8 protein-coding genes are annotated in these 11,107 nt (G+C 71.8%); 1 reads left to right on the top strand and 7 read right to left on the bottom strand.

What is annotated here, in order from left to right; all coding sequences use genetic code 11:
* Positions 1 to 196: 196 nt before the first annotated feature.
* Together ACLF6P_RS18855 and ACLF6P_RS18850 are read right to left on the bottom strand one after the other, a co-directional pair.
* Complete coding sequence (locus tag ACLF6P_RS18855; protein WP_415951660.1) at positions 197 to 2,626, bottom strand: collagenase; 2,430 nt, start codon at positions 2,624 to 2,626, stop codon at positions 197 to 199.
* A gap of 196 nt (positions 2,627 to 2,822) precedes the next feature.
* A complete protein-coding gene (locus ACLF6P_RS18850; protein ID WP_415951659.1) occupies positions 2,823 to 3,788 on the bottom strand; it encodes a LysR family transcriptional regulator in 966 nt (321 codons plus the stop codon).
* A gap of 98 nt (positions 3,789 to 3,886) precedes the next feature.
* On the opposite strand from ACLF6P_RS18850, the gene ACLF6P_RS18845 reads away from it, so the two are divergent.
* On the top strand, positions 3,887 to 5,107 hold the full coding sequence (locus ACLF6P_RS18845; protein WP_415951658.1) for a M6 family metalloprotease domain-containing protein: 1,221 nt from the start codon (positions 3,887 to 3,889) through the stop codon (positions 5,105 to 5,107).
* A 105-nt stretch (positions 5,108 to 5,212) separates the two neighbouring features.
* Here the strand turns inward: ACLF6P_RS18845 and ACLF6P_RS18840 are convergent, their stop codons facing one another.
* From ACLF6P_RS18840 to ACLF6P_RS18820, 5 genes are read right to left on the bottom strand one after another with little or no spacing between them, the layout of a single operon-like run.
* On the bottom strand, positions 5,213 to 6,250 hold the full coding sequence (locus ACLF6P_RS18840) for an ABC transporter ATP-binding protein (protein WP_415951657.1): 1,038 nt from the start codon (positions 6,248 to 6,250) through the stop codon (positions 5,213 to 5,215).
* The gene (locus tag ACLF6P_RS18835; protein WP_415951656.1) at positions 6,247 to 7,335 is read right to left on the bottom strand and encodes an ABC transporter ATP-binding protein; all 1,089 of its coding nucleotides are present in this window, start codon (positions 7,333 to 7,335) and stop codon (positions 6,247 to 6,249) included. Before ACLF6P_RS18835 ends, ACLF6P_RS18840 begins: the two co-directional genes overlap by 4 nt.
* Positions 7,335 to 8,321 (bottom strand): ABC transporter permease, encoded by a 987-nt coding sequence (locus tag ACLF6P_RS18830; protein WP_415951655.1) that lies wholly within the window; start codon positions 8,319 to 8,321, stop codon positions 7,335 to 7,337. Before ACLF6P_RS18830 ends, ACLF6P_RS18835 begins: the two co-directional genes overlap by 1 nt.
* Complete coding sequence (locus ACLF6P_RS18825) at positions 8,318 to 9,286, bottom strand: ABC transporter permease (protein WP_415951654.1); 969 nt, start codon at positions 9,284 to 9,286, stop codon at positions 8,318 to 8,320. The genes ACLF6P_RS18830 and ACLF6P_RS18825 overlap by 4 nt, the downstream gene beginning before the upstream one ends.
* 23 nt (positions 9,287 to 9,309) lie before the next feature.
* A complete protein-coding gene (locus ACLF6P_RS18820) occupies positions 9,310 to 11,061 on the bottom strand; it encodes an ABC transporter substrate-binding protein (RefSeq protein WP_415951653.1) in 1,752 nt (583 codons plus the stop codon).
* Between the last annotated feature and the right edge of the window lie 46 nt (positions 11,062 to 11,107).

Below are 11,107 nucleotides of genomic sequence, written 5' to 3'. Positions count from 1 at the left end.
ACGAACCGACCCTCAAGAACACCACGAACTACTTGACGTCAGTTAGGAACTCAGCCGAACGTCGTATCCCGGCCGGGGACGGCCGAGCGGCCCACCGGACGGGCCGGTGGGCCGCTCGGCCGCCAGAGGCGGCGGCGGACCGTGAACCGCGCAGGGCGGTCACGTACCGTCGGCCGCGCAGGGGCGGCCTCGGGCGTCAGCCGCGCAGTGGTCCTTCGCAGGTGAAGTCCGATGTGCCGCCGCGCCCGTCCGACCAGATGTCCACCGCACCGAACGAGCAGTTCATGTCGGCGAGGTTGTTGTCGCCGCCCGCGGCCCGGTCGAGGATGAAGTAGTCGACGGTCTCGGACATGTCCTCGAAGACCGCGTCGGCGTCACCGGAGTCGCTGAGCCGCGCCGTGATCCGGCCGGTGCAGCTGAACCGCGGCCGGTCCGCCGAACCGGTGGCTTCGCACTCGGGCCTGAGGTATGTGCTGCTCGTGAAGGAGGCACGGATCTGCTCGGGTGTGGTGTCGCGCAGCTCGCCGAGCGGGACGTACCGGGTGTCGGGCACGAACAGCTCGTCGGCGTGCGCGATCTGTTCGTCGAGGAAGGCGTCGTACGCCGTCTGCAGCCCCGCGTCCCCGCCGAGCCGGTCGCGCCAGGCATCGAAGGCGCCGGGGTCATCGGCCCGCAGATGCCGGTACATCTCCTGGAGCAGCGCCGGGTGTTCGGTCCACAGGAACTCGAAGAACGTGCCCGCGTAGTTGTAGAAGCGGAAGCCGTCGCCGGCGTACGTCGCGTGCAGCAGCTCGTCCACGGTCATCCGGGGGCCGCCGTTCGCGGTGTCCGCGATGATGCCCCGTACCAGCGACTTGCGGACCTTGATGCCCTCGTCGCGGGTGGCGCCGTCGAAGAACTCCGCGGTCCCCTCGTCCATCGCCGTGGTGCGGTCGCCCTCGTACCACGGCCCCTCGCCGAAGAAGCCCGGGACCGCCCAGCGGCCGTTGAGGTAGTGCGTGTACTCGTGCCGGAACAGCTCCTCCAGCGTGAGGCTGGAATCCTGCGGGACGCGGCGCTGGTACGTGTAGAAGGTGGCGCCCTTCTCGATGTACATGCCGCCGTTGTTCGTGCCCAGACCGGTCAGGAGCGGCTGGAAGTTCTCGTAGTCGGCCCGGGACTTGTACAGGACGACGTGGAGCGTGCTGTTGGGATCGCCCGCGAGGGGCTCTTCCGTGCCGAGGACCCGGTGGAACTGTGCCTTGACCTGCTGGCTGGCGTAGTAGAGCTGGTCGACGGTGTCGTGGTCGAGGCCGGTGCGCACCGTGATGCCGTCCGTGCCGTCCCGGCCGTAGGTGTAGGTCTGCGGGAAGAGGCCCTTCTCGATGTCGTCGCGGCAGACCTGGTGCGGGGCGCAGGCGTTGAATTCGATCAGCCAGGTGGCGGCCTTCGCCCAGGGGGCGCTGTAGGCGCCGAAGTTGCGCGCGGTCACGTCGAGGAGCGCGCCCAGGGAGGTGACGGTCTCGTGCCGCAGTCCGCCGATCTGGCCGAAGCGGCCGTACTCGTTGACGGCGTCGCGCACCGTCCAGGCGTTGGCGGTGTCCTTGAGGTGGGTGTACCCGGCGAACGCCTCGAAGGCGGCGCGGTACGAGGGGTCGGCCTCGACGGCGGAGCGGAAGGCGCGGTCCTGGTTGCCCGGGTAGACGCCGAGATAGTTCAGCGACAGCGCGGCGAGCGCGGCCCCGCCCCAGGAGGTGTCCGTGGCGGTCGCGGGATGGTCCGCGTCCATGGTCGACAGCACCCGCTTGACGAGGGGGAGCTGGTACTGGCGCAGGCCCTGGGCGCTCGCTGCGAGGAGAGCCTCGCGGAGGGTGTCGGCGTTGCTGTCGGTCGCGTCGAAGGTGCGCGCCGCCGAGGCGAACGCGTCGACGGCCTGCCGCATCGCCGCCAGAGAGTCCGGGTCCTCCAGGTCGACCTCGTCGTGCGAGAAGCCGTGGTAGGAGATCGCGTGGAGGTACGTGAACATCTCCCGCAGCCGGGTGCCGTTGTGCCCGTCGTGGCCGGGGGAGAGCGCGGTGATGCGGCGGGAGACGGCCTGGATGTGCGCGGCCGACATGACCGGTGCGAGGCGCTCGTCCCAGGTCCAGATCAGCGAGCGCAGACAGTCGTCGGCGGTGACCTCCGGGTCGGCGAGGAATGCGGTGAGCCCGTCCGGGGACAGGCCGGTGACGCCGTCGAGGGTGCAGGGGACGGCGGCACCTTCGGCCGTGCCGTACACGGTGGCGGCGGCCTTCGGTGTGGTCTTCCCGGTGGTGCTCGCGTCGGCCTTCCCGCCGGCGTCCGCCTCCGGGGTGCGTGCCCCCGGGACGCGGCCGCCGGTGCTGCTGTCCGGGCCGGGTATCCGCTGGGCGGACGGGGCGGGCGCCTCGGCCAGGCGCTCGGCTCTGTCGTACGGGGAGGGAGCGGCACCTGGCGCACCGGGGGATGCGGCGAGGGGCGCGGCGAGAGGCGTGGTCGTGGCGGGCGCGGAGGTGGTGGCGGCGACGGCTGTATGGCCCGTCCCGGCCGCGGTGATGCAGAGGGCGGCCGCGGTGGCGGTGGTGAGCAGGGATCTGCGCAGAGTTGTCAGGGTTCCTGACGAGAACACAAAGGGCTCCTGTGGGTGGGGGGTTGAGAAGTTGTGCGTCGGGCCGGGGTGGTGCCGGAGGCTCGGCGCACGGGCACGCGGCGCCGTTGAGAGGGCGCGTACATGCCATGTGATGCGTAACGTAGTAATGTGATATTGCACTGACAACCCCTCGGCACGGACTTCGTCCCGGAAATCTCCGGCCCGGCGCGGGACTTCAGGCCGGCGGCCGGGCGGCGCGCACCGGGTGCCGGCGCCAGCGTGCGTACGCGGGGCTGTCGGCGCGGGCGTTCAGATGGCCGTCGCGCACCCGGCGCAGGATCGATTCGCCGTGCGGGGCGAGCGGCCCGTCGCGGTGCCAGGCCAGCATGTGGCGGTAGTGCAACGGGCTCCCCGTGAGGGGGCGTACGGCGACACCGGGCACCTCGACGAAGGTGGCCTGGCAGAGGGTCACGGCCAGGCCCGCGCGCACGATCTCGAGCAGTTGCCGCCCCTCGGCCTCGTAGGGCATGCGGGGCGTGCGGCCGGCCAGCGCGGGAATCGACGACCAGTACTCCCGGGTGCGGTCACCGTCCGGCCGCGGCGCGGCCCAGTCCTCCTCGGCGAGCCGGGGCAGGCTCACCTCCTTCTGGGCGGCCAGCGGATGTCCGGCGGGCAGCAGCGCGAAGACGGGCTCCGTGACGATCGGATGCAGTACGACGCCGTCGCGCGGCGCCGGTTCCTGGCCGGGGTGGTCGCCGAGGACCGCCGCCTCCAGGCGGCCGGCGTGCACGTCGTCGAGGAGGGGCCCGGGGGCGTACTGGCAACGGGTGGTCACGTCCGTATCGGGCAGCGACTCCTTCACTGCCAGCAGGAGATGACCGATCATCGGCGCGCCCGTCGACCCGATGCGCACGCGGCCGGGTGGGGCGCCGCGGCGCGCGGCGCGGGCGGTGTCGGCCAGGAGCTGGTCGACGCCGGGCAGGATGGCGCGGGCGCGGGCGAGCACCAGGTCGCCCAGCGGGGTCGGCGCGGCACCCGCCCGCCGTCGCTCGAACAGGGTGCCGCCCAGGGTCGTTTCGATCCGCCGGAGCTGGGCGCTCAGACCCGGCTGGGTCATGCGCAGTGCGGCGGCGGCGCGGGTGAGACTGCCGGCCTCGGCGACGGCGCACACCACCCGCAGATGTCGTATCTCCAGATCCATGCGCGGATGTTATGGACGGGCGGGAGGTTCCTGGCAGGGCGCGGCACCCTCCAGTCTTATGTGAAATGTCACACATCATTCATGGAGGGTGAACGCCCATGAGAATCCCGAGAATCCCCCGCGTTGCCCGGGGCGGCTGTCTGGCGGTGCTTGTCGCCGCGCTCGCCGGCCTGCTGCCGGTCCCCGGCGCAGCCGTGCCGCCCGCGCAGGCAGCCGCCGTGTCCAAGCAGATGGACCCGCCCGGCGCCTGCGCGCTCGCGGGCACCACCGGATGGACGGACGAGGGGCACGGCACCGACAGCTCCCTCTTCCGGGAATCCACCGGTACCACCAGGGTCGGCATGATCTTCGTGGACTTCCCGGACGCACCGGCCACCGGCACCCCGGCCGAGCACGCGGCGCAGATCACCCCCGGCGCGGACTGGATGTGGCAGGCCTCGTACGGCAAGGCGTGGCTCGCCATTAGCCCGCACGAGCGCTGGGTGCGGATGCCCCGCAGGTCCACGGACTACGGCTTCGAGCGCGGCCTGACACACGAAACCCACGAGGCGTACATCAAGGACGCCGTGGCCGCCGCGGATCCGTACGTGGACTTCTCCGGGTACGACATGGTGTACGTCGTGGCCACGAAGAACGCGCAGGCCATCCCCTTCACGCCCACGTACATCCATGAGCCCGGCACGGACGGGGTCGTCGCCGACGGCAACCGCCTCAGATGGGGCGTCACCTTCGGGCAGGACATGTGGCACTGGGGACCCAAGCTGGTGGGCCACGAGACCGCGCACGCCTTCGGGCTCCCGGACCTGTACGCCTTCGAGCCGGGCGAGGACGCCCACCGCCACGTGGGCGGCTGGGACGTCATGGGCCTGATCTCCGGGGCCGGGCCGCAGTACCTCGCCTGGCACTCGTGGAAGCTCGGCTGGACGGACGACTCCCAGGTCGTCTGCCGGTCCTCGGCGGGCCGCGACATGGTCCGGCTCACCGCCGTCGAGTACGGCAGCGGCACCAAGATGGCCGTGATCCGGACCGGGCCGACCACCGCGTACGTGGTCGAGTCCCGGCGCTCGGCCCTGGCGGACGCGGGCGCCTGCGCGACCGGGGCGCTCGTCTACCGGGTCGACTCGTCCGTCTGGACGGGACAGGGCCCGGTCCGGGTCATGGACGCCAACCCCGGCGTCACCCCGCCGAGCGGGTGCCGCCCGCTGGACGACGCGCCGTACGGAGCCGGGGAGACGTTCACGGACGCGGCCGCGGGCGTGCGCATCGAAGTACTGCGCGCGGACACCTATGGAGACACGGTGCGGGTCACGAAGTGGTGAGGTGAGCGGGAGGAGAGCCGCCCGCTCCGCGGGCCCGGTTCCCCGGCGGACACCGCGGTGCCCCGGGGCCGGTCACCGGCCCCGGGGCACCGCCCTGTCGCCCGCTCAGTCTGCCCCGGGGAAGTGGCAGGCGACGTGGCGCGAGTCGCCGGGCGCCGGAGGTGCCAGCCGCGGGGCCTCGGTGCGGCAGACGGCCTGGGCCCTGGGGCAGCGCGGATGGAAGGTGCAGCCGGACGGGGGTGCGGCCGGGCTCGGCGGGTCGCCGAGCAGGGTGATCCGTTCCCGGGCCCGCTCGGCGGCCGGGTCGGGCAGCGGAACGGCGGACAGCAGCGCCTGGGTGTAGGGGTGGGCGGGATCCGCGTACACCTGCTGCTTCGGGCCGGTCTCGACGATGCGCCCCAGATACATCACGGCGACCCGGTCGCAGACGCGCTTCACCACGGACAGGTCGTGGGCGATGAAGAGATACGCGAGTCCCAGCTCGTGCCGCAGGCGTTCCATCAGGTTGACGACCTGTGCCTGGACGGAGACGTCGAGCGCGGAGACCGGTTCGTCCGCCACGACCAGGCGCGGGTTCGTGGCCAGCGAGCGGGCGATGCCGATGCGCTGGGCCTGGCCGCCGGAGAATTCGTGCGGATAGCGGTCGAGGTGCTCGGGGATGAGACCGACCAGCTCCATCAGCTCGGCGGCCCGGCGCCGGGCGTCGGCGGCCGGGGTGCCCTGCACCAGCAGGGGGTCGGAGATGATGCGGGACACCGTCTGGCGCGGATTCAGCGAGGAATGCGGGTCCTGGAACACCATCTGGAGCTTGCGCCGCACCGGCCGCAGCTCCCGCCGCCCGAGATGGCTGATGTCCTGGCCGTCGAACGTGACCGACCCGCTCGTCGGTTCGAGGAGCCGGACGATCATGCGGCCGGTGGTGGACTTGCCGCAGCCCGACTCCCCGACCAGACCGAGGGTCTCGCCCGCCGCGATGTCGAAACTCACCCCGTCCACCGCCCGCACCGGGGCGTTGCGCCGGCCCCGCCGCCCGGGGAAGGTCCGGGTCAGATCACGGACGGACAGCAGCGGGCTCCCGGCGCCGGCGGCGTCCTCGTGCGGGACGCCGGTGGCCGAGGGCGCGGAGGTGCCGGTCGTCGTCATGGTGTGACCTTTCGGGTTGTGCCGGAGACCTCGGCCTCGGGAGCTCCGGGCCCGCCAGGCCCGCCGGGCCCGCCAGGCCCGGCCGCCCGCCCCAGCGGCAGATGGCAGGCCACCGCGTGCCCGCCGGAGGCGGTCAGCCGGGGCCTGAGCTGTACGCAGCGCTCCCGGACCTCCTCGGCGGCGGCCGCCGCACGCGCGCAGCGGGGCTCGAACGCACAGCCCGGGGCGGGTGCCAGCAGGGAGGGCGGGCTGCCGGGGATCGCGCGCAGCGGGGCGTCGTCGGTGTCGTCGAGCCGGGGGAGCGAGTCCAGCAGTCCGCGGGTGTAGGGATGGGCGGGGGCGGCGAACACCGCCTCCACCGGGGCCTGTTCGGCCGCCCGCCCGCCGTACATGACGAGCACCTCGTGGGCGACCCGGGCGACCACGCCGAGATCGTGGGTGATCAGGACGACGGCGAGGGAACGTTCCTCCTGAAGCCGGGCGATCAGTTCCAGGATCTGCGCCTGGACCGTGACGTCCAGCGCCGTGGTCGGCTCGTCCGCGATGAGCAGATCGGGCTCGCAGGCCAGCGCCATGGCGATCATGACGCGCTGCCGCATGCCGCCGGAGAACTGGTGCGGGTACTCGGAAGCCCGCCGCTCCGGCTCCGGGATGCCCACCTCCGCGAGCATCTCCACGGCGCGCCGCCGGGCCGCGGCGCGGCGCGAGCCGAAGTGCACCCGGTGGTGCTCGGCGATCTGCTCACCGACCGTGTAGTAGGGGTGGAGACTGGACAGCGGATCCTGGAACACCATCGCCATCCGGCGGCCGCGCAGCCGGCTCAGCTCCCGCTCGCCCAGCCCCACCAGCTCCCGCCCGTCCAGGACGGCCGAGCCGGTGACCTCGGCCCCGGTGTGCAGGCCCATCACGGCCATCGAGGTCACGGACTTGCCGGACCCCGATTCGCCGACGATGCCGAGGGTCCGTCCGCGGTGCACGTCGAAGGAGAGGGAGTCGACGGCGCGTACCGGGCCGTCCCGGGTGGCGAAGGTGACCGTCAGGTCCTGTACGGACAGCAGTGGTCCGGCATCGGTCTCGGGGGACATCACAGCCTCACTCGGGGGTCGACGACGGCGTACAGGAGGTCGACGACCAGGTTGGCGACGACGATGAAGGCGGCGGCGAGCAGCGTCACCCCGAGGATCACCGGCTGGTCGCCGGCGGACAGGGCACTGTAGAAGAGCCGTCCGATGCCGGGGAGGCCGAAGATGGACTCGGTGATCACCGCGCCCGCCAGCAGCCCGCCCAGGTCCATCCCGAACAGGGTGAGGACCGGCGTCATGCCGGCGCGCAGCCCGTGCTTGACGACGACCGCGCGGCGCGGCATCCCCTTGGCACGGGCGGTGCGGATGTACGGCTCCGCCATCGTCTCGATCATCGAACTGCGGCTCTGGCGCGCGTACATGGCCGCGTACAGGAAGGCGAGTGCCAGCCAGGGCAGCAGCAGATTGGACGCCCAGCCCAGCGGGTCGGAGGTGAAGGGCTCGTACTCGGGATAGGGCAGCAGCCCCGTCACCCGGACCAGCCCGTGGATGAGCATGACCGCGGTGAAGTAGACGGGCAGCGACGCGGCGCCGACGGCACCGACCATCAGGACCCGGTCGGTGAGGGTGTCCTTGCGCAGGGCCGCGGTGACCCCGGCGCTCAGCCCGAGCGCGAGCCACAGCACCGCGGCGCCGAGCGCGAGCGAGGCGGAGACCGGCAGACGGTCCATCAGCAGGTCCCAGACGGCCTCGCTGTTCTCGTACGAGTAGCCGAGGCACGGGACGTCGCAGTGCAGGGCGTACTGGCCGGTGCCCATGGTGCGGCCGGTGAAGATACCGGCGGCGAAGTCCCAGAACTGCCGGTACAGCGGCTGGTCCAGGCCCATATGGGCGCGGATCGCCTCCAGGCGGTCCGCGCTGCACGCCTTGCCGCAGGCCGCGGCGGCGGGGTCGGAGGGAAAGACGTAGAAGATGGCGAAGGTGACGGCGGCGACGGCGATCAGCACACCGATCACGGCGGCCAGCCGCCGCAGGGTGTAGAGGATCACGTGCGGCTTCCCCTCGGATCGAGGATGTCCCGCAGTGCGTCGCCGAGCAGGGTGAACGCGAGCACGGTCAGGAACAGACAGACACTCGGGATGACGAAGTACATGGGGTCCGTGTCGTAGAAGGCGACGCTCTCGGAGATCATCTGGCCCCACGAGGGGGTGGGCGGGCGTACCCCGACGCCGAGGTAGCTGAGCGCGGCCTCGGTGGCGATCATCCCGGGGACGATCAGGGTGGTGTACGCGATGACGGGCCCCGCGACGCCCGGCAGGATGTCGCGGGTGAGGATCCGCCAGGGTCCTGCGCCGCCCACGCGTGCCGCGTCCACGTACTCGCGGTGCTTGAGCGACAGGGTCTGCCCGCGGACCACCCGGGCGATGCCCGGCCAGCCGAACAGGCCGATGACGGCCGTCATCAGCAGGATCCGGTTGACGTCCCGGGCCACCGACATCATCGCGATCATGAAGATGAGGGCGGGGAAGGACATGGTCAGGTCCATCAGGCGGGAGAGCACGGCGTCGGTGCGGCCGCCGAAGTAGCCGGCCGCGATCCCGGCCGCGACACCCGCGACGACGACGATCGCGGTGGCGGCGAAGGCGATGAGCAGTGAGACCCGCGCGCCGTACAGGACCCGGGCGAACAGGTCCCGTCCGGTGACGGGTTCGACGCCGAGCCAGTGTTCGGCCGAGACGCCGCCGAGCGGTCCGATGGGCTGTCCGCCCAGGTAGGGGTCGACGGCGCTCTTGTCGAACTCCTCGGGGCCCCACCCGCTCAGCGCGGTGAGCAGCGGGGCGGCCACCGCGGTGATCACGAAGAGGGCGACCACGAAGAGGGCGATCTTCACGGCGGTACGGCGCCGGAGTTCCGCGCGGGCGAGCTGCCAGGGGCCGCGGCCGGCCGGGGCCGGGGCGGTGGTCGGGGTGGGGGTTGGTGTGGAGGCCGGTGTGGGGGCTGAGGTGGTGGTCATGGGGTTGACGTACCTTCGGCCCTTCAGCTGTCGCTCTTGGACGGGTCCTTGAGGCCGACCGTGGCGTAGTCGATCTGACCGCCGAAGGAGTTGTGGCCGAAGGCGCCGGCGATGTTGGAGCCCAGCACCAGCGGCCAGCGCTCGATGACGGCGGGCGCGACGGGGGCCTTGGCGAGGATCTCGCCGTCCAGGTCCTGCCATGCCTTGTTGGCCTGGGCGGCGTCCGTCATGGCGGCGATCTCGTCCATCCGCTTCATGGTCGGCTCGTCACGGAACAGGGAGTGGTTGCCGGAGTTGCCCTTCTCCTTGATGTAGCGGCCGTCGAAGACGAAGGGCAGGAAGGTGGAGCCGGAGGGGTAGTCGGGGCACCAGCCGGTGTAGAGCAGATCGGTGCGGTTCTCGGTGTCGCCGATGGTGTCGTAGAAGGCCGACGGGTCCACGGTCTCTATGGTGACCTTGATCCCCGCCCGGCTCAGGGACTGCTGGATCGCCTCGCCGACGCCCTTGTCGCCGTTCGAGACGGTGATGTCGGTGCTGAAGCCGTCGGCCTTTCCGGCCTCCTTGAGGAGCTGCTTGGCCTTCTCCACGTCACCGGTGGCGGGGATCTTCAGAGTGTCGGGCTGCTCGCCGCCGAACAGGGAGCCCGGCATGAGGGCCGTGGACAGGTCGTTGAGCGCCGGACCGCCCGTCGCCGTCAGGATCGCCTCGCGGTCGAGCGCGTACTGCACCGCCTTGCGGACCTTGACGTTGTCGAACGGCGCCCGGCCTGTGTGCATCTGCACCATGTCGTGGCAGTTGCTGGACTCGGCCAGCAGCCGCGCCTTCACCTCGGGCTTGGTGAGCACCTTGGGCGCGCTCTCGGGGCGCAGCTTGCCCCAGGATATGGCGGAGGCGTCGGCGCCCGAACCGGCGATGAGCCGGTCGTCGATCTGGTTCTGCTTGAGCCCCATCTTCACGACGATCCGGTCGGGGTAGGCCTTGCGCACGTCGTCGGTCTCCTGGGCCCAGTGCGTGTTGCGCACCAGGACCATGCTCTTGCCCCGGTCGTACGACTCGATCTTGTACGGGCCCGAGGAGAAGGGGCGGCTGTCGTACTGGGGACCCTTGTCCTGCGCCTTGGGGACCGGGGCGAAGGTCGGCAGCACGGTGGCGTAGGGGAACTCGGCGAAGGGCTTGCGCAGTTCGAAGACGATCGTGTGGTCGTCGGGGGTCTTGATGGAGTCGAGGTGCTTGCCCTGGGCCGGGCCCTGGTAGCCGTCGGCGCCGGCGAGGTAGCGGGCCGCGTAGTCGGGGCCGCCGGTGAGGTCGGGCGAGAAGGACCGCTCCACGTTGTACTTGATGTCCTGGGCGGTGATGGGCGAGCCGTCCTCGTACTTCAGGCCCTTCTTGAGGGTGAACGTCCAGGTCTTGGCGCCGTTGGAGGGGCGGCCGAGGTCTTCGGCGAGGTCGGGGACCAGTTCCCCGCCCTTGGCGCCGGGCTCCGCCTTGTACGTCACCAGGGTGCGGTAGAGCAGGCGGGTGCCGAAGTCCATCTCGTTCATGACCCAGTTGCGGGCGGGGTCGAGGTGCTGGAAGTCCTGGTTGGACAGGACGGTGAGGGTGCCGCCCCGTTGCGGCGTGCCGCCGAGCACCTTGCCGACGGTGTCGATCGCGGGGTTCGCGCCGTCGCGGTCCCGGCCGCCGCCGGCCTGCTTCTCGCCGGAACAGCCGGACAGGCCGAGGGTGATGGCCGCTACCAGGGCTGCGGCGAGGGTGCTGCGGGTGCGCATGTCCATCAGTGGTCACTCCGAGACAGTCGGACAGCCAGGGGCGGCCGCCATG

The organism is Streptomyces lothianensis, from assembly GCF_047779955.1.
Classification (GTDB): Bacteria; Actinomycetota; Actinomycetes; order Streptomycetales; family Streptomycetaceae; genus Streptomyces.
Note: the sequence above shows the minus strand (reverse complement) of the source record. Positions and strands in the feature narration are given on the sequence as shown.

Bases quoted from the DNA above. Each gene is read 5' to 3' on its own strand.
- ACLF6P_RS18835 (WP_415951656.1), bottom strand. From the start codon at position 7,335: ATGTCCCCCGAGACCGATGCCGGACCACTGCTGTCCGTACAGGACCTG.
- ACLF6P_RS18840 (WP_415951657.1), bottom strand. From the start codon at position 6,250: ATGACGACGACCGGCACCTCCGCGCCCTCGGCCACCGGCGTCCCGCAC.
- ACLF6P_RS18845 (WP_415951658.1), top strand. From the start codon at position 3,887: ATGAGAATCCCGAGAATCCCCCGCGTTGCCCGGGGCGGCTGTCTGGCG.
- ACLF6P_RS18825 (WP_415951654.1), bottom strand. From the start codon at position 9,286: ATGACCACCACCTCAGCCCCCACACCGGCCTCCACACCAACCCCCACC.
- ACLF6P_RS18820 (WP_415951653.1), bottom strand. From the start codon at position 11,061: ATGGACATGCGCACCCGCAGCACCCTCGCCGCAGCCCTGGTAGCGGCC.
- ACLF6P_RS18850 (WP_415951659.1), bottom strand. From the start codon at position 3,788: ATGGATCTGGAGATACGACATCTGCGGGTGGTGTGCGCCGTCGCCGAG.